Annotated in this window: 22 protein-coding genes; 13 read left to right on the top strand and 9 right to left on the bottom strand. The window is 58.4% G+C overall.

The features are described 5' to 3' along the window. Window position 1 precedes the first annotated feature (1 nt). The 6 genes from M5G26_RS08400 to M5G26_RS08375 all read right to left on the bottom strand — a co-directional run bounded on the left by M5G26_RS08400 (window position 2) and on the right by M5G26_RS08375 (window position 4764). Complete coding sequence (locus tag M5G26_RS08400) at window positions 2-754, bottom strand: GntR family transcriptional regulator (protein ID WP_007918001.1); 753 nt, start codon at window positions 752-754, stop codon at window positions 2-4. A 42-nt stretch (window positions 755-796) separates the two neighbouring features. Continuing rightward, complete coding sequence (locus M5G26_RS08395; protein WP_034155594.1) at window positions 797-1201, bottom strand: carboxymuconolactone decarboxylase family protein; 405 nt, start codon at window positions 1199-1201, stop codon at window positions 797-799. A 131-nt stretch (window positions 1202-1332) separates the two neighbouring features. After that, a complete protein-coding gene (locus M5G26_RS08390; protein WP_077573256.1) occupies window positions 1333-1818 on the bottom strand; it encodes a flavin reductase family protein in 486 nt (161 codons plus the stop codon). A gap of 12 nt (window positions 1819-1830) precedes the next feature. Then, window positions 1831-3312, bottom strand: coding sequence for an aldehyde dehydrogenase (locus tag M5G26_RS08385; protein ID WP_038368098.1), 1482 nt, complete (start codon window positions 3310-3312; stop codon window positions 1831-1833). Beyond that, on the bottom strand, window positions 3309-4142 hold the full coding sequence (locus tag M5G26_RS08380; protein ID WP_134173693.1) for an alpha/beta fold hydrolase: 834 nt from the start codon (window positions 4140-4142) through the stop codon (window positions 3309-3311). The genes M5G26_RS08385 and M5G26_RS08380 overlap by 4 nt, the downstream gene beginning before the upstream one ends. A 31-nt stretch (window positions 4143-4173) precedes the next feature. Then, the gene (locus M5G26_RS08375) at window positions 4174-4764 is read right to left on the bottom strand and encodes an amino acid synthesis family protein (RefSeq protein ID WP_007917992.1); all 591 of its coding nucleotides are present in this window, start codon (window positions 4762-4764) and stop codon (window positions 4174-4176) included. 427 nt (window positions 4765-5191) lie between these two features. Between M5G26_RS08375 and M5G26_RS08370 the strand changes: the two genes are divergently transcribed. Beyond that, a complete protein-coding gene (locus tag M5G26_RS08370; protein WP_273914990.1) occupies window positions 5192-6235 on the top strand; it encodes a WD40/YVTN/BNR-like repeat-containing protein in 1044 nt (347 codons plus the stop codon). Beyond that, complete coding sequence (locus M5G26_RS08365; RefSeq protein ID WP_102902171.1) at window positions 6232-8616, top strand: efflux RND transporter permease subunit; 2385 nt, start codon at window positions 6232-6234, stop codon at window positions 8614-8616. Before M5G26_RS08370 ends, M5G26_RS08365 begins: the two co-directional genes overlap by 4 nt. Before the next feature lie 350 nt (window positions 8617-8966). Here M5G26_RS08365 and M5G26_RS08360 read toward each other — a convergent pair whose 3' ends face one another. Both M5G26_RS08360 and M5G26_RS08355 read right to left on the bottom strand, forming a co-directional pair. Then, window positions 8967-9686: a FadR/GntR family transcriptional regulator gene (locus tag M5G26_RS08360; protein WP_273914989.1), complete on the bottom strand. Its 720-nt coding sequence runs from the start codon at window positions 9684-9686 to the stop codon at window positions 8967-8969. Between the two features lie 199 nt (window positions 9687-9885). Further along, a complete protein-coding gene (locus M5G26_RS08355; RefSeq protein ID WP_038368108.1) occupies window positions 9886-11622 on the bottom strand; it encodes an IlvD/Edd family dehydratase in 1737 nt (578 codons plus the stop codon). A gap of 193 nt (window positions 11623-11815) precedes the next feature. On the opposite strand from M5G26_RS08355, the gene M5G26_RS08350 reads away from it, so the two are divergent. The 5 genes from M5G26_RS08350 to M5G26_RS08330 all read left to right on the top strand — a co-directional run bounded on the left by M5G26_RS08350 (window position 11816) and on the right by M5G26_RS08330 (window position 17526). Continuing rightward, the gene (locus M5G26_RS08350) at window positions 11816-13138 is read left to right on the top strand and encodes an MFS transporter (RefSeq protein ID WP_095111455.1); all 1323 of its coding nucleotides are present in this window, start codon (window positions 11816-11818) and stop codon (window positions 13136-13138) included. A gap of 174 nt (window positions 13139-13312) precedes the next feature. After that, window positions 13313-14305, top strand: a complete 993-nt coding sequence (araD1, locus tag M5G26_RS08345) for an AraD1 family protein (protein ID WP_273914988.1) — start codon at window positions 13313-13315, stop codon at window positions 14303-14305. A 9-nt stretch (window positions 14306-14314) separates the two neighbouring features. Further along, a complete protein-coding gene (locus tag M5G26_RS08340; protein WP_273914987.1) occupies window positions 14315-15895 on the top strand; it encodes an aldehyde dehydrogenase (NADP(+)) in 1581 nt (526 codons plus the stop codon). A gap of 156 nt (window positions 15896-16051) precedes the next feature. After that, the gene (locus M5G26_RS08335; RefSeq protein WP_095050106.1) at window positions 16052-16354 is read left to right on the top strand and encodes a DUF5629 family protein; all 303 of its coding nucleotides are present in this window, start codon (window positions 16052-16054) and stop codon (window positions 16352-16354) included. Continuing rightward, window positions 16351-17526: a lactonase family protein gene (locus tag M5G26_RS08330; RefSeq protein WP_273914986.1), complete on the top strand. Its 1176-nt coding sequence runs from the start codon at window positions 16351-16353 to the stop codon at window positions 17524-17526. The genes M5G26_RS08335 and M5G26_RS08330 overlap by 4 nt, the downstream gene beginning before the upstream one ends. 96 nt (window positions 17527-17622) lie before the next feature. On the opposite strand, the gene M5G26_RS08325 is transcribed toward M5G26_RS08330, so the two are convergent. Continuing rightward, the gene (locus M5G26_RS08325) at window positions 17623-18291 is read right to left on the bottom strand and encodes a glutathione S-transferase family protein (RefSeq protein WP_273914985.1); all 669 of its coding nucleotides are present in this window, start codon (window positions 18289-18291) and stop codon (window positions 17623-17625) included. A 478-nt stretch (window positions 18292-18769) separates the two neighbouring features. On the opposite strand from M5G26_RS08325, the gene M5G26_RS08320 reads away from it, so the two are divergent. From M5G26_RS08320 to M5G26_RS08295, 6 genes are all read left to right on the top strand, one after another. Next, window positions 18770-19810, top strand: a complete 1041-nt coding sequence (locus tag M5G26_RS08320) for an iron-containing redox enzyme family protein (RefSeq protein ID WP_273914984.1) — start codon at window positions 18770-18772, stop codon at window positions 19808-19810. Window positions 19811-19821: 11 nt separating this feature from the next. Further along, the gene (locus M5G26_RS08315; RefSeq protein WP_134173681.1) at window positions 19822-20511 is read left to right on the top strand and encodes a 2OG-Fe dioxygenase family protein; all 690 of its coding nucleotides are present in this window, start codon (window positions 19822-19824) and stop codon (window positions 20509-20511) included. Window positions 20512-20527: 16 nt separating this feature from the next. Continuing rightward, window positions 20528-21142 (top strand): ThiF family adenylyltransferase, encoded by a 615-nt coding sequence (locus tag M5G26_RS08310; protein WP_273914983.1) that lies wholly within the window; start codon window positions 20528-20530, stop codon window positions 21140-21142. A gap of 56 nt (window positions 21143-21198) precedes the next feature. Then, on the top strand, window positions 21199-21378 hold the full coding sequence (locus M5G26_RS08305) for a hypothetical protein (protein ID WP_122594286.1): 180 nt from the start codon (window positions 21199-21201) through the stop codon (window positions 21376-21378). Between the two features lie 303 nt (window positions 21379-21681). After that, a complete protein-coding gene (locus M5G26_RS08300; protein ID WP_122607273.1) occupies window positions 21682-21894 on the top strand; it encodes a hypothetical protein in 213 nt (70 codons plus the stop codon). Then, window positions 21891-22148, top strand: a complete 258-nt coding sequence (locus M5G26_RS08295) for a hypothetical protein (RefSeq protein WP_134173672.1) — start codon at window positions 21891-21893, stop codon at window positions 22146-22148. Before M5G26_RS08300 ends, M5G26_RS08295 begins: the two co-directional genes overlap by 4 nt. Window positions 22149-22204: the final 56 nt, after the last annotated feature.

The following is a 22204-nucleotide window of genomic DNA, read 5'->3' as shown; positions in this document are numbered from 1 at the left end:
ATCAGTGACCTATACGGGGTTCTTTCAGCGCGATGGGCAGGGTCATGGCCGGGGTTGCGCCGGTCTCTTCCTGCTTGCGCTTGAGATAGTCGAGCGCTACCGCAGCGGCAGCGCGAACGTGATCAACACAGGCCTGGTGCGCCACCAGCGGATCGCCGCTTTTGATCGCTTCGACCATTTTCTCCATTTCCTGATTACTCGCACCGCGACGGTTTTCCTGCGACACCGAGGTCGCGCGCAGGTAGCTGATGCGCGCCTGCAACTGGCGTAGCTGAGTCGCCGCGACATGGTTGCCCGAGCCTTCGAGCAGCACGTCGTAGAAGCCCTGCACCGAGTCGATCACCTGTTGCAGTTCGCCGTCCTTGAGCGCCTTGCGATTCTCGTCGAGGGCCTTTTCCAGGGCTTTGATGTCCTTGGCCTTGGCACGCAGGGTGAACAGCTGGACGATCAGTCCCTCAAGCACGCAGCGCAATTCGTAGATATCGACGGCATCGGCCAACGTGATGATGGCGACACGCGGGCCTTTGGCATCGGCAAACTCGACCAGACCTTCGGATTCCAGGTGACGCAAGGCTTCGCGCACGGAAGTACGGCTGACGCCCAGACGATCACACAGATCGCGCTCGACCAGACGATCGCCGGGCATGAGCTGGAAATTCATGATCGCGCTACGCAGTTTATCCAGCACGATTTCGCGCAGGGTAACGGGGTTGCGATTGACCTTGAAGCTGTCGTCGAGTGGCTGGCGTTTCATGGGGTCCGCTCTTTAAGTTGGCTGTCCATGCCAGACGGGCATCTAAACAGCCGAGGGGTTAACTGAGGCTTCGGCGTCGGCTTCGGCAAAGGCTTCACGGGCCAGCCGGAAACTGTCCACGGCTGCCGGAACACCGCAATAAATGCCGACCTGAAGCAGAATTTCGCGTATTTGCTCACGACTCAGGCCGTTACGCAAGGCGCCACGCACATGCAGCTTGAGTTCGTGCGGACGGTTGAGCGCCGAGATCATCGCCAGGTTGATCATGCTGCGCTCCTTGAGCGACAAACCTTCGCGACCCCAGACATGGCCCCAGCAGTATTCGGTGACCATTTCCTGCAGCGGGCGGGTGAAATCGTCGGCGTTCTCGATAGAACGCTGGACGTAGGCTTCGCCCAATACCTGAGTGCGGATTTTCAGGCCTTTTTCGTACTTTTCGTTACTCATCATTCCTCCTCACGACACCGATCCCTTGTGTAGGAGCTGCCGAAGGCTGCGATCTTTTGATCTTGCTCTTGAAAATCAAAGTCAAAAGATCGCAGCCTTCGGCAACTCCTACAGTGATGTGTGTGAATCTGTCAGGCCAGGGTCGGCAACGGCCCGAGCTTGCCTTTGTGGTAAATCATCGGCGTCACCGGTTGCTCGGGCAGGATCAGGTTCTTCACCGCGCCAACGATGATCGCGTGATCACCACCGTCATATTCACGCCACAACTCACACTCGATGATCGCCGTGGCTTTGGCGAGGATCGGGTTACCGAGTTCGCTCAAATGCCACTCGATGTCCTTGGCCTTGTCTTTGCCTTTCCCGGCAAACGCATAGGCCTCAGCCGTCTGGTCAGCGGACAGCAAATGGATCGCGAATTTCTTGCTGTCACGCAGCACCGGATAAGTGTCGGAAGCATAGTTGGGGCAGAACAGCACCAGCGCCGGGTCAATCGACAGCGCGCTGAACGCACTGGCGGTGATGCCGACGATCCCGCCCTCCGGGTCAACAGTGGTAACCACCGTGACGCCGGACGGGAACGAGCTCATGACGTCTTTGTAAATGCCGGGTTCGATCATTTCGCAGGACTCCTAGCGCATCACAAACGGATCAGGCATTGGTGCCTGAGAAAGGTTGATCCACACCGTTTTCAGTTCGGTGTAGGCCAGCACCGAATCGATGCCGCTTTCGCGTCCATAGCCACTGTTCTTGAAGCCGCCGATCGGTGCCATCGCCGAGACCGCGCGGTAGGTGTTGACCCAGATGATCCCGGAGCGCACATCGCGAGCGAGGCGATGAGCCCGGCCGAGATCACGCGTCCAGATGCCGGCGGCGAGGCCAAACTGTGAGTCGTTGGCGATCGCCAGTGCCTCGGCTTCATCTTTGAAGCGAATCACCGAAGCCACCGGCCCGAAGACTTCTTCCTGCATGATCTTCATCGAATTGCGGTCGCATTCGAACAGCGTCGGCTCGTAGAACCAGCCGTCCCCGAGATCCGTCGGGCGCTTGCCGCCGGTACGCAAACGCGCACCCTCGGCGATGGCATCCGCGACCAGGCCTTCAACCACCGCCAGTTGCTGCGCGGTCGCCATCGGGCCCATCTCACTGTTGTCTTCCTGCGGGTTGCCGATGCGAATGCGCTGGGCGCGTTCAACCAGTCGATTGACGAATTCGTCGTAGATTTCGTCCTGCACCAGCAGGCGCGAACCGGACACGCAACTCTGCCCGGAGGCCGCGTAGATCCCGGCAATCGCGCCGTTGATCGCGCTGTCCAGATCGGCGTCGGCGAAGATGATATTCGGCGACTTGCCGCCCAGTTCCAGCGACAGCTTGGCGAAGTTCTCGGCGCTGCTGCGCACCACATGCCGCGCTGTCGCCGCGCCGCCGGTGAAGGCAATTTTGCGGATCAGCGGGTGGCGGGTGAGGGCGGCGCCGGTGCTCGGGCCGTAACCGGTGACGACGTTGACCACGCCCGGCGGAATCCCGGCTTCGAGGGCCAGACGCGCCAGTTCAAGAATGGTCGCGGATGCGTGCTCGGACGGTTTGATCACAATCGTGTTGCCAGCGGCGAGGGCCGGCGCGAGTTTGATTGCGGTCAGATAGAGCGGACTGTTCCACGGAATGATCGCCGCGACCACGCCCATGGCTTCGTGAACCGTGTAGGCAAACAGGTCGGGCTTATCCAGCGGCAGCGTGCCGCCTTCGAGCTTGTCGGCAAGGCCGGCGGTGTAGTGGAAGAACTCCGGCAGATAGCTGACCTGGCCACGGGTTTCGCGGATCAGTTTGCCGTTGTCGCGGCTTTCCAGCTGCGCCAGTTGTTCTTTATTTTCGGCGATAAGATCACCGAGACGGCGCAGCAGTTTGCCGCGTGCGGTGGCGGTCAGACCACGCCACGCCGGGCTGTCGAAAGCCGTCTGTGCCGATTGCACGGCGCGTTCGACATCCGCTTCATCAGCGTCAGGCAATTCGGCCCAGGCTTGTGCCGTGGCCGGGTTGAGGCTTTCGAAAGTCTTGCCGGAGAGGGCATCGACCCATTCTCCGCCGATGCACATCTGGAAGCGTGCGAGTGTCATGCAACGATCCCCTTTATATGGTTTTGTCGGGAGTGTGCGAATTCGAGAAATTCCAGCAGCGTCTGATTGACCAGACGCGGCGACTCTACGGGCATCATATGCCGTTGCTCAGACAGCACGGCAACCTTCGCACCGGGGATGCGCCGGGCCAGTTGCTCGGCCATTTCCGGGGTCGAACCCGGATCGAGTTCACCGGTGGCGATCAGCGTTGGCGCCTGAATACTGCTCAGGTCGTCGGCGCGGTACATGTCTTGGGTGGCGAACAATTCATAAGTCGTCAGATAGCCTTGCGGATCATTGCCGGCAAGGGTCTGGCGGATCGCGGCGATCTGCGCCGGGTTGGCCGCCTGATACTCGCGGCTGAACCAGCGTGACAGCGCCGCTTCGGCATTGGCGTCCGGGCCATGTTCCGCCGCTTGCGCGGTGCGCGCGATGACGCCGGCACGCTGTTCTTCGCTGCGGTTGAACACGCTGTTCAACACCACCAGGCTTTGCAGGCGCTCCGGGTAATGCAGGGCAAAGGCCCGCGCGACCAGACCGCCCATGGAGAAACCGATCACCGCTGCCTGTTGCAGATTCAGGTGATCGAGCAGCTCCAGCAACTGATCGGCGTAACCGAGCAGGGCGGTGCCGCTGGCCGGTCGCGGGCTGGCGCCATGACCGAGCATGTCGTAGGCGATCACCCGGTATTGGCTGGACAGGCCGACAATCTGCCCGCCCCACATTTCTTTGTTCAGGCCCACGCCGTGGATCAAAACCACGGGCTGGCCTTGGCCGGTCGCCAGGTAACTGGTGCCAGCCGGGGTGAGTTCAGCGGTGAGCCGAATCATGGAGCGCTCCTGCAGTGCCTTTTTATTGTGATTACTGGGCCTTTTCGGCGGCCAGTTCTTCCAGATCGATGTAGCGGTTACCGATGCGCGGGTGCAGGCGACCACCGTCGGCGCAACCCAGCACGACGACGATTTCGTCGGCGCGCGGCGCGTCTTCGATCTGCATTTCCAGGGTGATGTAGTGCGAACGCTGACCTTCGTCGTCCTTGTGCATCATCGGGATCTGAATCGAGGTGCCCGGGCCGCCGCGCTTGTTGGTGAAGCTCAGGTAGCTCTTGGCGTTGACGGCTTCGCGGTAGTGGTTGCCGAAGCGCAGGGTGTGGATTACGGCGGAGGCGTGTTCGATCTCGCCATCTGCACCGACCACAGCGGCTTTGCCGTAGGCCTCGATCTTCTCGGCACCGCCGATGATGCCGACCAGACGCTCGACCATCAGTGCACCGAGGTCAGAGCAATTGGCGCGGATCTGCGGCTTGAGGTCTTCAACGAAACCGTTGCCCACCCAAGGGTTTTTCATCACCACGGCGAGGCCGACCATGGTCACTGGCTTGTCGGTGGCTTTGCCGCCTTCGATGAAGGTTTCTTCGACATAGCTGACGATCTTGCGAATTTCGAAACTCATGAGCTGCTCCGTTGGGGGATTGAGAGTGTCTGTGCGTCTGATGGTATACCATAATACCGATCGTGCAAGTCCCTCTCGCAAGATTGCCCTCATCCATCCGACGAATCCTCCGTCATCACAACGCGAAATTCCTGTAGGAGCTGCGGCACGCTGCGATCTTTTGATCTTTAAAGGCCAGGATCAAAAGATCGCAGCCTCGTTTCACTCGTCAGCTCCTACAGGGGGATGCGTTCATTCCGTGCGGTTAACAAAAGATAACGTGGCGCCGATTGTCAGACGTTTCGAAAGCCCGATAGGATGAGCCAGCTTCCGAAGTGGCTCTGGATTGCGGGTTTCAGGACTATGCTTCTGACCAGCCATCAGCGGAGCACACTTGCGGCGCCCTTGAAGGCCAGATGGCCTAACAATAATAAAGAGGGGAAGGTCTATGAGTCGTTGCCGCCCGCCGGCGTTACGCAACACCGCGTTGCTGGCCACAGCACTCTCGCTGCTGGGCTTTGCCACGTTATCGGCACCGGTGATTGCCGCCGAGGCCCCGGCTGACGTGGTCTATGCCACCGAATCTACTAAAGCCGCGAAAAGCCTGATTCTCGATGTCGTCCACGCTGGTGCGCGCCTGGTCGCGGTCGGCGATCGCGGGCACATTCTCTATTCCGATGACCAGGGCAAAACCTGGACGCAAGCCAAAGTGCCGACCCGGCAACTGCTGACGGCGGTGTACTTTGTCGACGACAAGCACGGCTGGGCAGTAGGCCACGACGCGCAAATTCTCGCCAGCGCAGACGGCGGTCTGACCTGGACCAAGCAATTCGAAGACCTCAAACGTGAATCGCCGCTGCTCGACGTCTGGTTCAAGGACGTCAACAGCGGCCTTGCCGTGGGCGCGTACGGCGCGCTGCTGGAAACCACCGACGGCGGTAAAAACTGGGAAGACGTCAGCGACCGCCTCGACAACGAAGACCAGTTCCACCTCAACGCCATCGCCGCAGTGAAGGATGCCGGGCTGTTCATCGTTGGCGAGTCGGGCAGCATGTTCCGCTCCGCCGACGACGGCCAGACCTGGGAAAAACTCGAAGGCCCGTATGAAGGTTCGCTATTCGGCGTGATCGGCACGGCACAACCGCAAACCCTGCTGGCTTACGGCTTGCGCGGCAATCTCTACCGCTCAACGGATTTCGGCAGCACCTGGGAACAGGTCGAATTGAAAGCCGCGCGCGGTGCCCTGGAGTTCGGCCTGTCCGGTGCGACCCTGCTCGAGGACGGCTCGATCGTCATCGTCGGCAACGGCGGTTCGGTGATCAGCAGCAGTGACAACGGCGAGACCTTCAGCGTGTTCAACCGTCCGGACCGCATCTCGCTGTCATCGGTCACCGCTGCCGGCGACGGCAACCTGATTCTGAGCGGGCAGGGTGGGCTCCACACCACGCTGCCAAACGGTGCCGAGATCAATAATAAGAAGGCGGGGCTATGACTTCCTTGATCACTCCTCAGCAGGACAAGGCGACGTTTCTTGAACGCCTGATTTTCAACAACCGCCCGGCCGTGATCCTGATCTGTCTGGTGGTGAGCATTTTCCTGTTCTGGCAGGCCACGCTGATCCGGCCGTCGACCAGTTTCGAAAAAATGATCCCGCTCAAGCATCCGTTCATCGAGAAGATGATGGAGCACCGCAACGATCTGGCGAACCTGGGCAACACCGTGCGTATTTCGGTGGAAGCCAAGGACGGCGACATCTTCTCCAAGGAGTACATGGAGACCCTGCGCCAGATCAACGACGAGGTGTTCTACATCTCCGGCGTCGACCGCTCCGGGCTGAAGTCGCTGTGGAGTCCGAGCGTACGCTGGACCGAAGTGACCGAAGAGGGTTTTGCCGGCGGTGAAGTGATCCCGCAGAGCTACAACGGCTCGCAGGACAGCCTCGATCTGCTGCGTAACAACGTGCTCAAGTCCGGTCAGGTCGGGCGGCTGGTGGCCAACGACTTCAAGTCGAGCATCGTCGACATCCCGCTGCTGGAGTCCTATCCGGACCCGGAAGACCAGGGCAAGTTGCTCGCGCTGGACTACCGCAAGTTCTCCCATGAACTCGAAGACAAGATCCGCAACAAGTTCGAAGCGCAGAACCCCAACGTCAAGATCCACATCGTCGGTTTCGCCAAGAAGGTCGGCGACCTGATCGATGGTCTGGTGATGGTCGTGCTGTTCTTCGGCATCGCTTTCGTCATCACCCTGATCCTGCTGTTGTGGTTCACCAACTGCGTGCGCAGCACCATTGCGGTGTTGAGTACGACGCTGGTGGCGGTGGTCTGGCAGCTCGGCTTGATGCACTTCTTCGGCTTCGGACTTGATCCGTATTCGATGCTGGTGCCGTTCCTGATCTTCGCCATCGGTATTTCCCACGGCGTGCAGAAGATCAACGGTATCGCCCTGCAATCCAGCGAGGCCGACAACGCATTGACCGCTGCGCGGCGCACCTTCCGGCAACTGTTCCTGCCGGGGATGATCGCGATTCTGGCGGATGCGGTGGGCTTCATCACGCTGCTGATCATCGATATCGGCGTGATCCGTGAACTGGCCATCGGCGCGTCGATCGGCGTGGCGGTGATCGTGTTCACCAACCTGATTCTGCTGCCGGTGGCGATTTCCTATGTCGGCATCAGTAAACGGGCGATCGCCAAGAGCAAGAAGGACGCCAACCGCGAACACCCGTTCTGGCGCCTGCTGTCGAACTTCGCCAACCCGAAAGTCGCACGCATCTCGGTGCTGCTGGCGCTGATCGCCTTCGGTGGCGGCCTCTGGTACAGCCAGAACCTGAAAATCGGTGACCTCGACCAGGGCGCACCGGAACTGCGTCCGGACTCGCGCTACAACAAGGACAACAATTTCATCATCAGCAATTACTCCACCAGCTCTGACGTACTGGTGGTGATGGTCAAGACCAAGGCTGAAGGCTGTTCGCGTTATGAAGCCATGGCGCCGATCGATCAGTTGATGTGGAAGATGCAGAACACCGAGGGCGTACAGTCGGCGATCTCGCTGGTGACCGTGTCCAAGCAGATGATCAAGGGCATGAACGAGGGCAACCTGAAATGGGAAACCCTGTCGCGCAACCCGGACGTGCTGAACAACTCGATTGCCCGCGCCGACGGTCTGTACAACAACAGTTGCTCGCTGGCGCCGGTGCTGGTGTTCCTCAACGATCACAAGGCCGAAACCCTCGATCGGGCGGTGCATGCGGTGCAGGAATTTGCCCAGGAGAATAACAAGGACGGTCTGGAATTCATCCTCGCCGCCGGTAATGCCGGCATCGAAGCGGCCACCAACGAAGTCATCAAGCAGGCTGAGCTGACCATCCTGATTCTGGTGTACATCTGCGTGGCGGTGATGTGCATGATCACCTTCCGCTCGTGGGCGGCGACCCTGTGCATCGTCCTGCCGCTGGTACTGACCTCGGTACTCGGCAACGCGCTGATGGCGTTCATGGGCATCGGTGTGAAAGTTGCGACCTTGCCGGTGGTGGCGCTGGGTGTGGGGATTGGTGTCGACTACGGCATCTACATCTACAGCCGTCTGGAGAGTTTTCTGCGTGCGGGGTTACCGTTGCAGGAAGCCTATTACCAGACGCTGAAATCTACCGGTAAGGCCGTGTTGTTCACTGGTCTGTGCCTGGCGATCGGTGTGTGCACCTGGATCTTCTCGGCGATCAAGTTCCAGGCCGACATGGGCCTGATGCTGACCTTTATGCTGCTGTGGAACATGTTCGGTGCGCTGTGGCTGCTGCCGGCACTGGCGAAGTTCCTGATCAAGCCGGAGAAACTGGCGGGGCAGAAGGGTAATTCGCTGTTTGCGCACTGATCTGCAAGCCTGAAACGACAAAGCCGCAACCTTAGGGTTGCGGCTTTTTTTGTGGCTGAAGATCAAGAGCCCCTCACCCTAACCCTCTCCCAGAGGGAGAGGGGACTGACCGAGGTGTGCGGCTTGATACATCGACCTGAAACACCGAGTTGATGATGGATTCACAGCAGATCGCTCGACTTGAGATGCCGAGTTGATTATGGATTCACAGCAGATCGGTCGACTTGAGATGCCGAGTCGATTATGGATTCACAGCAAATCTTTCAAGTCGGCGTAAATCTCGAATATCCCCCAATCGGTCCCCTCTACCTCTGGGAGAGGGCTAGGGTGAGGGCAAGCAGTCTCAAGATTCAGGAAAGCTCAGTGCCGAGCACGACACTGAGCGCACTACGCGCATCATCCAACTGCACCAACGTCGCATGCCGAGCCCCCAGCGCATCCCGATTCTCGATCGCCGTCAAAATCGCCTTATGCCGCGGCAACGCCAATTCATGCAGATTCGGCCGCTGATTCGAATGCTTCAACGCCTCGGCAATCGCCACTGACAACATATTGCACAGGTTCGCCAGCAAATCATTGTGCGTCGCATCGGCAATCCGGCTATGAAAATCCAGATCCGGTTGCAACAACGCTTCCGGTGTCGGCGCAGCTTCCATGCGCTGGTAAGCCTCACCGATACCGGCGATTTCGGCATCGGTGGCATGCTGAGCGGCGAGGGCGGCGGCGGCCGGTTCGATGATGCTGCGCACACTGGTCAGCACATTGAAAAACTCATTCTGCGGGCTGCTTTGCATCAACCAGTGCAGCACGTCCGGGTCGAGCATGTGCCATTCGCGCCGGGCCTTGACTACCGTGCCAACGCGGGGCTTGGAATACACCAGCCCCTTGGCCACCAACACCCGCGTGGCTTCACGCAACACCGGCCGACTCACCGCGTATTCCTCGCAGAGCAGGGCTTCGGCGGGCAGTTTGTCGTCGGGCAAAAAGCGTCCGGAGACGATCTGCATGCCCAGTTCCTGGACGATGCGCGAGTGCATGCTTTTACGGTCGGAGGGTTTGCGGTAATCCATGGGGAGTGGCGCGATCCTGAGCGATGGAGATGCCGCGCATCATAGCAGGCACCAGACAATCTTGAGGCGGGTAATGATCGTTCCCACGCTCTGCGTGGGAATGCTGTCCGGGACGCTCTGCGTCCCATTTCAGAGCTGGAACGCGGAGCGTCCCTTGAGGCATTCCCACGCGGAGCATGGGAACGATCGGTGGAGAAGGTCAGTGAGAGTGACGCGGCACTTCGGCGCCGCGACAGCCGACCAGGAAGTCAAAGTCACAGCCCTGATCCGCCTGCAGCACATGATCGATGTACAGCTGACGATAGCCGCCCACCAACAACTGCTGCGGCGGCTGCAGATCCGCCATGCGCGCCGCCAGCTCAGCATCCGGAATATCCAGGTGCAGACGCCCGGTGGCGCAGTCCAGCTCGATCCAGTCGCCTTCCTTCACCGTCGCCAAAGGCCCGCCGGCCGCCGCTTCCGGTGCCACGTGCAAAACCACCGTGCCGTACGCGGTGCCGCTCATCCGCGCATCAGAAATGCGCACCATGTCGGTCACGCCCTGCGCCAACAGCTTGGCCGGTAAGCCCATGTTGCCGACTTCAGCCATGCCCGGATAACCCTTCGGCCCGCAGTTCTTCATCACCAGAATCGAGTCTTTATCGACATCCAGTTCCGGATCGTTGATCCGCGCCTTGTACATGTCGAAGTTCTCGAACACCACCGCACGGCCACGATGCTGCATCAGTTCCGGCGTTGCAGCGGACGGCTTGAGCACCGCACCGAGCGGCGCCAGATTGCCGCGCAGCACACAAATCCCGCCGTCGGCGCGAATCGGATTGTCGAGGGTGCGGATCACCTCGTCTTCGCCATAGATCGGCGCGTCCTTGGTGTTCTCGCCGATCGACTTGCCGTTGACGGTCAACGCATTCGGGTTAGGAATCAGATTGGCCTCGCCGAGACGACGCAGCACCGCTGGCAAACCACCGGCGTAATAGAACTCTTCCATCAGGAAACGCCCCGACGGTTGCAGGTCGACGATGGTCGGCATGCCGCGACCGATGCGGGTCCAGTCATCCAGATCCAGCTCGACGCCGATGCGCCCGGCGATGGCCTTCAAGTGGATCACCGCGTTGGTCGAACCACCGATGGCCGCGTTAACCCGAATAGCGTTTTCGAAGGCTTCCTTGGTGAGGATCTTCGATAGACGCAGGTCTTCGCGAACCATCTCAACCGCCCGCATGCCGGACATGTGCGCCAACACATAACGTCGCGCATCCACCGCCGGAATCGCCGCGTTGTGCGGCAGCGAAGTGCCGAGTGCTTCAGCCATGCAGGCCATGGTCGATGCGGTGCCCATGGTGTTGCAGGTGCCCGCCGAACGCGACATGCCGCCTTCGGCCGCAAGGAAATCGTCGATGGTAATAGTGCCAGCCTTGACCTGTTCGCTGAGCTGCCAAACGACGGTGCCCGAGCCGATGTCCTTGCCCTTGTGCTTGCCGTTGAGCATCGGCCCGCCGGTAACGACGATGGCCGGCACGTCGCAACTGGCCGCGCCCATCAGCAGCGCCGGGGTGGTTTTGTCGCAGCCGGTCAGCAGCACCACGCCGTCGATCGGGTTGCCGCGAATCGCTTCCTCAACGTCCATGCTCGCCAGGTTGCGGGTGAGCATGGCGGTCGGGCGCAGGTTCGATTCGCCGTTGGAGAACACCGGGAATTCCACTGGAAAACCGCCAGCCTCGATCACCCCGCGTTTGACGTGCTCCGCGATCTGGCGGAAGTGCGCGTTGCACGGGGTCAGTTCCGACCAGGTGTTGCAGATGCCGATGATCGGCTTGCCATGGAACTGGTGGTCGGCGATGCCCTGATTCTTCATCCAGCTGCGGTACATGAAGCCGTTCTTGTCGGCCGTGCCAAACCATTGGGCGGAGCGCAGGGTGGGTTTCTTATCAGACATGATCGATTCTCTTATTGTATGACTATAGTGTTCCAGCTACGGCCTAATCTAAGCGCAAAATCTGAGGTTTGGAAGTGTTGTTGGTGAATTAGTATTACTATATAGTCGTTTTCGATGGAGGGATGGCCCTGGCGGTTTTCCGTGAGAGGCGTCCCCCGAGGTTCTATAAAAACAACAATCGGAGACCGATCTCATGAGCCAGGAACTGCGGCTGATACGGCGCATTACGCTGAAACTGATTCCCTTCCTGATCCTGCTGTACCTGATCGCCTATGTGGATCGCTCGGCTGTCGGCTTCGCCAAGCTGCACATGGGCGCCGACATCGGCATCGGCGATGCGGCTTACGGCCTCGGCGCCGGGCTGTTCTTCATTGGATACTTTCTTTTCGAAATCCCCAGCAACCTGATGCTCGAACGCTTTGGCGCGCGGCGCTGGTTCGCGCGGATCATGATCACCTGGGGTGCGATCACCATCGGCATGGCCTTCGTCCAGGGCCCGCACAGTTTTTACGTGATGCGCTTTCTGCTCGGCGCGGCCGAAGCGGGGTTCTTCCCCGGCGTTCTCTACTACATCACTCAATGGTTCCCGGTGCGCCATCGCGGCAAGATCCTTGGGCTGTTCATCCTTTCCCAGCCTATCGCGATGATGATCACCGGCCCCGTGTCCGGCGGCTTGCTTGGCATGGATGGCGTCCTCGGTCTGCACGGCTGGCAGTGGCTGTTCATCGTCATCGGCACTCCGGCGATCCTGCTGACCTGGCCGGTGTTGCGCTGGTTGCCGGACGGTCCTCAGCAAGTGAAGTGGATGGATCAAGCCGAGAAAGACTGGCTGACCGGTGAGCTGAAAAAGGATCTCCAGGAATACGGCCAGACCCGCCACGGCAACCCGTTGCATGCGCTGAAAGACAAGCGTGTGTTGCTGCTGGCACTGTTCTATCTGCCGGTGACGTTGAGCATTTATGGCTTGGGTTTGTGGTTGCCGACATTGATCAAACAGTTCGGCGGCAGTGATCTGGTCACCGGTTTTGTGTCGTCGGTGCCATACATCTTCGGGATCATCGGCTTGCTGATCGTGCCGCGCAGTTCCGACCGGTTGAATGATCGTTACGGGCATCTGGCTGTTCTGTATGTGCTGGGCGCGATTGGCCTGTTCCTGAGCGCGTGGCTGTCGTTGCCGGTGGCCCAGTTGGCGGCGCTGTGTCTGGTGGCGTTTGCGCTGTTTTCCTGCACGGCGGTGTTCTGGACCTTGCCGGGGCGGTTCTTTGCCGGCGCGAGTGCGGCGGCGGGGATTGCCTTGATCAATTCAGTGGGGAATCTGGGTGGGTACATCGGGCCGTTCGTGATTGGCGCGTTGAAAGAGTACACCGGCAATCTCGCGTCCGGCCTGTATTTCCTGTCGGGCGTGATGGTGTTCGGTTTGATCCTGACGGGCGTGGTTTACCGCGTGCTGGAACGCAAACACGTGCTCCCGGTTGACCAATTTGCCGCCAGTGCCCGAGGCGCCACCCGAACCTGAACCCCATCGACCCATCACCACCGAACCTGTGGGAGCTGCGGTGCGACGACTCGACTTGCCAGCGATAGCAATCTGTCAGACACATTAATGCTGAATGTGCCGCCGTCATCGCTGGCAAGCCAGCTCCCACAGGGTTTTGCAGTGTTTCGAAGTTTTGTGTAAAGGAGAGGACATATGCATCTGGTTCAATTCGAATTAACCAACGGCGAGCGCCGCGTCGGCGTGGTCGACAACGATCTGGTGCGCGAGGTGCAGGACGCGCGCAGCGTGCGCGATCTGGCGCTGGCGGCGATCGAGGCCGGCAGCACCCTGGAACAGCAAGTGCAAACCCTCGGCCTCGGCATCAGCCACGACTACGCCGAACTGCTCGCACAACTGCGCATCCTGCCGCCCCTCGACCACCCGGACCCGGCACATATGCTGGTCAGCGGCACCGGTCTGACCCATTTGGGCAGCGCTTCGGCCCGCGACAAAATGCACCAGCAGGCCGGCGACGAAGCGGCGATGACCGACACCATGCGCATTTTCAAATGGGGCGTGGAGGGCGGCAAACCGGCGGCGGGGCAGGCCGGTGTGCAACCGGAATGGTTCTACAAGGGCGATGGCAGCATCGTCGTTCGCCCCGGCCAACCTTTCCCGGTGCCTCCCTTTGCTGAAGACGCCGGGGAGGAGCCAGAAATGGCCGGTCTCTACATCATCGGCCACGACGGTAAGCCTTATCGCCTCGGTTTCGCGGTCGGCAACGAGTTCTCCGACCACGTCATGGAGCGCAAGAATTACCTGTACCTCGCGCATTCGAAATTGCGCAGCTGCAGCTATGGTCCGGAACTTCGTACCGGTGAACTGCCTCAACACCTTGCCGGCACCAGTCGAATTCTGCGTGACGGCGAAGTGCTCTGGCAGAACGAGTTTCTCAGCGGTGAGGCGAACATGTGCCACAGCCTCGCCAACCTCGAATACCACCATTTCAAATACCGCCAGTTCCTGCGCCCGGGCGACGTGCACATTCACTTCTTCGGCACCGCGACCCTGTCGTTCGCCGATGGCATTCGCACGCAACCGGGCGACCTGTTCGAAATCAGCCAGGCCGAATTCGGCGCACCGCTGGTCAACGGCATCGTGCCGATCGCAGCCGCTTTTGAACCAGACAGCATCGGCACCCTTTAAGGAGATCCCATGACTCAGATTCTCGGTCACAACTACATTGGCGGTCAGCGCAGTGCTGCTGGCGACGTCAAACTGCAATCGGTCGATGCCACGACGGGCGAACAGTTGCCCCACGATTTCATTCAGGCCACCGTCGAAGAAGTCGACGCTGCTGCCAAAGCTGCTGCCGCCGCGTACCCGGCCTATCGCAGCCTCAGCGCCGAACGCCGCGCGCAGTTTCTCGATGCGATCGCCGATGAGTTGGATGCGCTCGGTGATGATTTTGTCGCCGTGGTCTGCCGCGAAACCGCGTTGCCGGCCGGACGCATACAAGGCGAGCGCGGACGCACCAGCGGGCAGATGCGTCTGTTCGCCAAGGTTCTGCGTCGAGGTGATTTTTATGGTGCGCGAATCGATTTACCGCTGCCGGATCGCCAACCGCTGCCACGTCCGGATCTGCGCCAGTACCGCATCGGCCTCGGCCCTGTCGCGGTGTTCGGCGCAAGCAACTTTCCACTGGCATTTTCCACGGCGGGCGGTGACACCGCTGCCGCACTGGCCGCCGGTTGCCCGGTGGTGTTCAAGGCCCACAGCGGCCATATGGCGACAGCAGAACTGGTCGCCGATGCGCTGATTCGCGCCGCCGAAAAAACCGCGATGCCGGCCGGCGTATTCAACATGATCTACGGCGGTGGCGTCGGTGAATGGCTGGTCAAGCATCCGGCGATTCAGGCGGTTGGCTTCACCGGCTCGCTCAAGGGTGGTCGCGCTCTGTGTGACATGGCCGCCGCGCGCCCGCAACCGATCCCGGTATTCGCCGAGATGTCGAGCATCAACCCGGTGATTGTCTTGCCGCAAGCCTTGGCGGCTCGTTCGGAAACGGTTGCTCGCGACCTGACGGCTTCGGTGGTGCAGGGCTGTGGCCAGTTCTGTACCAATCCGGGTCTGGTGATCGGCATTCGTTCGCCGCAGTTCAGCGCGTTCGTGCAGCAAGTCGCCGGACTGATCGGCGATCAACCGGCGCAAACCATGCTCAACGCCGGCACCCTCGGCAGCTACGGCAAAGGCTTGCAGAAACTGTTGGCGCATCCCGGCATTGAGCATCTGGCCGGCAATCCACAGCAGGGCAATCAAGCGCAGCCGCAGTTGTTCAAGGCCGATGCGAGCCTGTTGATCGATGGCGATGAAGTGCTGCAGGAAGAAGTGTTCGGCCCGACCACGGTGATTGTCGAAGTGGCGGACCAGGTGCAACTCAGTGCGGCGTTGCATGGCCTGCACGGGCAACTCACCGCGACGATCATTGGTGAGTTGGCGGACTTCGAACAGTTTGCTGAACTGACACCGCTGCTGGAACAGAAGGTCGGGCGGATTCTGCTTAATGGTTATCCGACTGGTGTTGAAGTGTGCGATTCGATGGTACACGGCGGGCCGTATCCGGCAACGTCCGATGCCCGTGGCACGTCGGTGGGCACGCTGGCCATCGACCGATTCCTGCGCCCGGTGTGCTTCCAGAACTACCCGGACAGCTTGCTGCCCGAACCGCTGAAAAACGCCAACCCGTTGCGCATCCAGCGCCTCGTCGATGGCAAGCCTAGCCGCGAAGCCCTCTGACACGGTACCCCTGTAGGAGCTGCCGAAGGCTGCGATCTTTTGATCTTGATCTTAAAAACAAAATCAAAAGATCGCAGCCTTCGGCAGCTCCTACAGGGGGGAGTGGGGCGCCATGAGCTATCATTGGCCCTTTCCCCCCTAGAAAGACTGTTTGCCATGACTGCCCAAACCCTTCTCGACGTCCTCGAACAATCCGATATGGTCGAAATCGACGGCTTGCACGCCTTCGAATTTTTCCTCGATGAAGACGACAATCTGCACATCGAATGCATCGACGGCCGAGCGGCCAAGCATTGGGAATTCACCCCGGTTCAGGTTGCCGCTGCAACTTTCGACGACTCTTTGCAGAGCTGGTTGATCGTCGGTTATTTCAATGAAACCAAAGCGATCGGCGAACACCGCTTGGTTTGTCATGGCGACGTAGTCAGCAGCAGCGATGACGAGGATGACAATCAATGAAAATGCGTAAATTCTGGCCGCTGCTGATGGCCGGCAGCGTCGGTGCCATGGGGCTTTCCAGCGCATCCGCCGAGAACTTCCAGTTGCTGGTCGGTTCCTACACCGCCAACACCAGCCAGGGCCTCTATCGAATGAACTTCGACAGTGCCACCGGCCAGATCGCCGCCAAACCGCTACAGGTGGTCAAGAGCGAAAACCCGTCATGGCTGACCCTGTCCAAAGACCAGCGTCGCCTGTTCGTGGTCAACGAAAACGGCCCGGGCCAGAAAGACCCGGTCGGCCGTGTCAGCAGCTATTCGATCGATCCGAAAACCCACACGCTGACCCTGATCAATCAAGTGCAGAGCCTGGGCAACGAGCCGACCCATTCGAGCCTCAGTGGTGATGCCAGCCACTTGTTCGTCAGCAACTATTCGGTGATGGAAGATCCGGGTGGAACGCTGGCGGTATTGCCGGTCGGTGCCGACGGCAAACTCAAACCCGTCGTGCAGATGAGCGCGCACCCGGCGAGCCGGGTCAATCTTGAGCGCCAGGCCTCCAACCACGTGCACTCGACGGTTTCTTCGCCGGACGGCCGCTACGTGTTCTCCAACGATCTGGGCGCGGACAAGGTCTTCGTCTACCTGTTCGATCCGAAGGCCAACCCGGACTTGCCGCTGACGCCAGCGATGACCGCCGCAGTGCCCTTGCCGGCCGGCAGCGGCCCGCGTCATCTGCTGTTCAGCGCTGACGGTAAACACGCCTGGCTGACCATGGAAATGAGCGCGCAGGTCGCGGTGTTCGATTACCACGATGGCGTGCTGACCCAGACGCAACTGGTCGATCTGGCCGCTGGTCAACCGACCTCGGACAAGGCCGGCGCCGCGTTGCATGCCTCGGCCGATGGCAAGTTCCTCTACGTCAGCAACCGTGGCACCGCCAATCAACTGGTGGTGTTCGCGATCGATCCGGCGAGCGGCCAGCTCAAAGAGCTGCAAAAGCGTTCGGTGGAAGGTGATCACCCGCGCGAGTTCAGCCTCGATCCGAGCGGTAAGTTTCTGCTGATCGCCAACCAGAAGAGCAACGAAATTGTCGTCGTCGAACGCGATGGCAAGACCGGTCTGCTCGGCAAAACCGTACAGAAACTGCCGATGGATGCGCCGAGCGATCTGAAATTTCTGCTCGGCAAGTAATCGATCGCGCCAAGGTTTTAGACACAGCAAAACGGGCATCAACTGATGGGTTGATGCCCGTTTTTATTGCACGTGAAATACCGCAGTAGCTGACTGTTAATCGAATAACTTCAAATCAATGCCCTCTGTCGCCAAGGCACGTTGCACCGCAGGTCGCTCGATCACCGATTGCACGAGGCGATGCCAGGCGGGAAACGACTTTTTCATATCCAGATCGATCCACTTACCCCAGATCCAGAAAACCAACAACACCGGGTGGACAACGTTATATCCACGTAATACCGATGGGCCCTGTGCCTCGACAATGTGCTGCTCGATAAACCTGTAGTTATCCATGACATTACGCCGGCCCTTTTCGACAATGGCGGGGAATAGATTTTCATCGTCAACAAACCGCTGTGGTCGCCAGACCTGACCATAAGAAAGACTGTGCACTGTTCCGGATAACCAGTTCAGCCATTCGAGGCAACGGCCCAACTCCCCAGGCGTGCCGGGAATAAAACGCCCGGTTTTTTCTTCAAGCGCAAGATAGGCAAGGATGGCGGGTAACTCCGTCAACACCCCGGCTTCTTCCCCAATCGGACTGTCCAGACAAAGCAGGGCAGGGACTCGTCCCTTCGGATTAATGCTCAGGTACTCGGGTGTTTGGGTACCAATGCCCTTCAGGGCCGAGCGCAATTCAAGTTTGAACGGCTGTGCCAATTCTTCAAGAAGGATATGGGCGGCCAGTGAACAGGCGCCCGGCGAGTAATAAAGAAGGTACATACAGACCTCGGGTAAACGTCGTTGTTTTTAATGGAAATCCCTATCGCGGCCGAGTCTATCACTGTTCCAGAGGTGCGGGTAAGGCGCCGCGATAGTTGCAGAAAACGTTGAAGGCACGAACAAGAATTTTATGCACCTGTAGTTTCCTACAGTGTACATAAAGTTGAAATAACGACTAAATGGTTGCGCTTTCCGGATATCTTGGTAATTGCCGGATTTTCCAGGTTGGCGTGATTCGAAGATGAACGACGAAGGAACGTCCAGATGCCATACGTAGTTGGGAAAGAGTGTCTCTCGTGCAAATCTACAGTCTGTGTAGATGTCTGTCCTGTCGACGCAATAATCAATCCCGAAGAGTACTCGGGTGAAAACCACGACGTGATAACCCTGAATTCAGAGTTGTCGAAAACGTCGCCGGTGATTTTTAAATCAGTCACTGTACAGTAACTACGGAAAACAACTTATAAGGATGTTCACAATGAAGGTGGAAGGGTTGAACCTGCTTGAATGGTTTGTTGCGATGGAACGCAACCCTGATGAATGGAACTTCGTTAACGAAGATTTCGATATTCGCAGGAACGTTAATCAGTTGGCTCGATTGCTGGTGCACGACGCCTATGTCAATAAGAACCAGGATGCGCTCGCCACGTTGCATGAGTGCCTGGCGATCATTTATCGAAACGAGTTCGAGTGCACCCGTATTGAACAAGTCAATGCGGACCGTCGACCGATTGTCAGCGACGTTCAGTCGGTGCTGGAGGGCGCCATGCTCCAGTATGAAATGCAAGGTCTGTCGGATGCCGACGTCAGCGGTTTTCCGGGCAATGGCAAGGAATATGTCAAATGGCTGAAAAAACTGGTGTCAAAGAGCCCATCGAGTGTGCATCCGTTTTACACGCACTTTCTCAGTGAGGAAGCAACAGCGACGGACGTTAAGTACTACTTGATTCAAGAGACCAATCTTGATCCGAAGTTCGACGATATTCTGGCGTTTATGCAGATCGGTTTGCCGGTTGGGCAAAAGCTCGAACTGGCGAAGAATTACTTCGATGAAATGGGTAATGGCGTCGAGGCCGACGTACATTCCAGAATGTTTGCACAGACACTGAGGGCTGCGGGTGTGGACGATTCCGATATGTCCAGCGCGATGCTGCTGCAATCGATCGTTTCCGGCAACGTCAGTTCCTGCCTCGCATTGTCTCGTCGGCATTACTTCAAAGCGGTTGGCTATTTCGGTGTGACTGAATATCTGGCACCACGCCGATTCAAGCATGTGATCAAGGCGTGGGAGCGAAACAACATGCCCGCGCACGGGATTGAATATCACAAGCTCCATGTCTACATCGACACGGAACATGCCAATGGCTGGTTTAACAATGTGGTTGTGCCGTTGGTGGATCAAGACCCGCGTATCGGTCGCGAAATCGCCATTGGCGCACTTATTCGCATCAACTCTTCCGCGCGCTATCTGGACGAACTGAGTGTTCGTCTGGGCAGCAACGCAACGACACCGGCTTAAGGAGTGAGTCGATGCCTTTCAATCAGGACGGCTTCAGTATTGTCGATCTTGGGGTAATACCCGCCGATGTAATCGACAGTTTTTCACGCTTGGCACTCGATCAATACATGGGGGGTGGCAACCGCTACCGGCGCTTTTCCCAGTACAAGATGATTGCCAGCGCCACGGGCTGGAACTTTGAATTGCTGGCCCATCGTCCGTACATGACGTTTTCCAAATACAACCCTGTAGCAGGCGGAATTCAGCGGTTTTATGAGCCTATCGAGGTCGACTTCACGCCATTCATCGAGCGTGGAGCGAAGGATATCGGCCTGGATGCAACGCAGGAATGGCAAATCAACGTTCATCAATATCGGGTGATCGTTAACTCGGAGTTGAAGGGCGTTACCGTTCCCGAAGGGCGCCATCGTGATGGACATTCGTTTGTCATGATCGGTGTAGTGACCCGCAAAGATATCAGCGGCGCTGAAATGAGCCTGTATCGCAATGCCAGGGACACCGACCCTTTCTATACCGGCACGCTGCTCGAGGGCCAGGCGGCCTTGCTTGATGACCAGAATATGTTCCATGACGTGACTGAAATTATTCCAGTCAATGAAGAGGGTTATCGCGACATTTTTGTCGTGGCGTTTTCCCCTTGGACGGATCGCTGGCATGGCGACGAGTTTGAAAAGAAAGTCATTGAATCCGTACAAGCCTGATTAGTTGGAGATAACGATGCAACAGCCACATGATTTTTCCCGGGATGTTTTGTTTAGTCGCATGGTGGGTCTGGTGTCCGAGGAGGAACTCAATGTTCTTGCCGGAAAACGAGTCGCAGTACCAGGCTGTGGAGGCACCGGTTATACCTATGCGGAGTGCCTTGTGCGCATGGGCGTTGGCGGCGTAAATATTGCCGACGCTGACACATTTGGCCCGGAAAACATGAACAGACAATTCGGCTGTTCGACGCACACCATCGGCAGAAAAAAATCTGAAGTGTTGTCGGAGCGACTGCTGTCGATTAACCCACAAGTTTCCGTGCAAGCCATCGATTATCTGGATGAGTTCAACGTCAGCGACTACCTCAGCGGTGTCGACGTTGTGTGCGACACGTTGGATTTCTTTGTGATCAAGCCACGCCAACTGCTTTATAAAGAGGCTCGTCGTCGAAATATTCCTGTCGTACTTTGCTGTCCGGTCGCGTATGGGGTAACAGTGCATGTTTTTCTGCCGAATGGCCCGGGTCTCAGCTCCCTTCTTGTGATCTCGGGCGTGCGCGGTGCGTTATCAATCCCGTTGATAACTGCTACTGCTACAAAGCATTTCAAGCGAGCAACCGCTGAGCGTTAAGTTTGCTTCACGGCCCAACCGGGCAAGCAAGCCAACCGAACACGAGGGTTACCGCCATGAACTTCAATCTCTTCTCCGTGATTGCCGCTTCCGCCATCTCCGCCACCGTGGTGCTGCCAGCCAGCGCCAACGTTGAAATCGCCAGCAAAAAATCCCACACCCAGAGCTATACCCAGAAATACCTGCAACAGAGCGCCAACTTCTACGCCGCCCTGGATCACAAAGCCCAACACTGAAATGCCTGCCTCGAACAACTCCCTTGTAGGAGCTGCCGAAGGCTGCGATCTTTTGATCTTGTTTGATCGTTCCCACGCTCTGCGTGGGAACGATCGGCAAAAGCAAAATCAAAAGATCGCAGCCTTCGGCAGCTCCTACACGTGTGCGTGTGTTTTTCGCAGCACGATAGGTTTCTTCAAGCACGCAAATAGACTGGCTAAATAATCAACGAAGCTGATGTTTACTATGGAAAACCCTGAGTGGTTGCCACGGCTTTTTTGATCGATTCTGTGGACATCGAAACATGCCCACGGGAGAACACCATGGCCAGCGCAATCATTCATTCAGCCAAACGCGGCGCCTATCTGGCCATCGGTCTGTACCTGGCCGTGGTGTTGGTCGTCAGCATCGCCTCGCAGATGGAGCACACCTTCGAAGCCCCGATTGAAGTCGCCCACCCTGGCATTCAGTTCGAAGTCCGCTCGCAAAGCGTGATGGTCGACCGGGCCGAACTCGCGGGAGTCGGCGGCGCATGAAAGGCTATAGACTTTGGGTAGTCGCCGGTTTGGCGTTTTTCACCAACGGCGCCTCGTTATTAGGTATCGGCCAGGGCTCGGTGGGCGCGTTGGCCCGGGCCATAGAGGCCAATCACAACATCGCGCACAACATCGAACGGGCGAATACCTTAGGGCTGATGGCCGGTAATCCGCCGGTAAGGGTTTCGGCGGATTTTCTCGGGCCATTCGAGATAGATTGCATGGCCCTCGGCATGTGCAACGCGTTGGCTTGACCCTGTAGGAGCTGCCGAAGGCTGCGATCTTTTGATCTTGCCTTTATAAGATCAAA

Origin of the sequence: Pseudomonas sp. TNT2022 ID642, from assembly GCF_028656995.1 — a bacterium.
GTDB lineage: Bacteria > Pseudomonadota > Gammaproteobacteria > Pseudomonadales > Pseudomonadaceae > Aquipseudomonas.
Note: the sequence above shows the minus strand (reverse complement) of the source record. Positions and strands in the feature narration are given on the sequence as shown.

Excerpts from the sequence above, each read along its gene's own strand:
- M5G26_RS08330 (WP_273914986.1), top strand. The coding sequence starts at position 16,351 with ATGAAAATGCGTAAATTCTGGCCGCTGCTGATGGCCGGCAGCGTCGGT.
- M5G26_RS08350 (WP_095111455.1), top strand. The coding sequence starts at position 11,816 with ATGAGCCAGGAACTGCGGCTGATACGGCGCATTACGCTGAAACTGATT.
- M5G26_RS08360 (WP_273914989.1), bottom strand. The coding sequence starts at position 9,686 with ATGGATTACCGCAAACCCTCCGACCGTAAAAGCATGCACTCGCGCATC.
- M5G26_RS08355 (WP_038368108.1), bottom strand. The coding sequence starts at position 11,622 with ATGTCTGATAAGAAACCCACCCTGCGCTCCGCCCAATGGTTTGGCACG.
- M5G26_RS08375 (WP_007917992.1), bottom strand. The coding sequence starts at position 4,764 with ATGAGTTTCGAAATTCGCAAGATCGTCAGCTATGTCGAAGAAACCTTC.
- M5G26_RS08320 (WP_273914984.1), top strand. The coding sequence starts at position 18,770 with ATGAAGGTGGAAGGGTTGAACCTGCTTGAATGGTTTGTTGCGATGGAA.
- M5G26_RS08390 (WP_077573256.1), bottom strand. The coding sequence starts at position 1,818 with ATGATCGAACCCGGCATTTACAAAGACGTCATGAGCTCGTTCCCGTCC.
- M5G26_RS08310 (WP_273914983.1), top strand. The coding sequence starts at position 20,528 with ATGCAACAGCCACATGATTTTTCCCGGGATGTTTTGTTTAGTCGCATG.
- M5G26_RS08370 (WP_273914990.1), top strand. The coding sequence starts at position 5,192 with ATGAGTCGTTGCCGCCCGCCGGCGTTACGCAACACCGCGTTGCTGGCC.
- M5G26_RS08380 (WP_134173693.1), bottom strand. The coding sequence starts at position 4,142 with ATGATTCGGCTCACCGCTGAACTCACCCCGGCTGGCACCAGTTACCTG.
- M5G26_RS08305 (WP_122594286.1), top strand. The coding sequence starts at position 21,199 with ATGAACTTCAATCTCTTCTCCGTGATTGCCGCTTCCGCCATCTCCGCC.
- M5G26_RS08395 (WP_034155594.1), bottom strand. The coding sequence starts at position 1,201 with ATGAGTAACGAAAAGTACGAAAAAGGCCTGAAAATCCGCACTCAGGTA.
- M5G26_RS08385 (WP_038368098.1), bottom strand. The coding sequence starts at position 3,312 with ATGACACTCGCACGCTTCCAGATGTGCATCGGCGGAGAATGGGTCGAT.
- araD1 (WP_273914988.1), top strand. The coding sequence starts at position 13,313 with ATGCATCTGGTTCAATTCGAATTAACCAACGGCGAGCGCCGCGTCGGC.
- M5G26_RS08400 (WP_007918001.1), bottom strand. The coding sequence starts at position 754 with ATGAAACGCCAGCCACTCGACGACAGCTTCAAGGTCAATCGCAACCCC.
- M5G26_RS08340 (WP_273914987.1), top strand. The coding sequence starts at position 14,315 with ATGACTCAGATTCTCGGTCACAACTACATTGGCGGTCAGCGCAGTGCT.
- M5G26_RS08295 (WP_134173672.1), top strand. The coding sequence starts at position 21,891 with ATGAAAGGCTATAGACTTTGGGTAGTCGCCGGTTTGGCGTTTTTCACC.
- M5G26_RS08335 (WP_095050106.1), top strand. The coding sequence starts at position 16,052 with ATGACTGCCCAAACCCTTCTCGACGTCCTCGAACAATCCGATATGGTC.
- M5G26_RS08300 (WP_122607273.1), top strand. The coding sequence starts at position 21,682 with ATGGCCAGCGCAATCATTCATTCAGCCAAACGCGGCGCCTATCTGGCC.
- M5G26_RS08325 (WP_273914985.1), bottom strand. The coding sequence starts at position 18,291 with ATGTACCTTCTTTATTACTCGCCGGGCGCCTGTTCACTGGCCGCCCAT.
- M5G26_RS08315 (WP_134173681.1), top strand. The coding sequence starts at position 19,822 with ATGCCTTTCAATCAGGACGGCTTCAGTATTGTCGATCTTGGGGTAATA.
- M5G26_RS08365 (WP_102902171.1), top strand. The coding sequence starts at position 6,232 with ATGACTTCCTTGATCACTCCTCAGCAGGACAAGGCGACGTTTCTTGAA.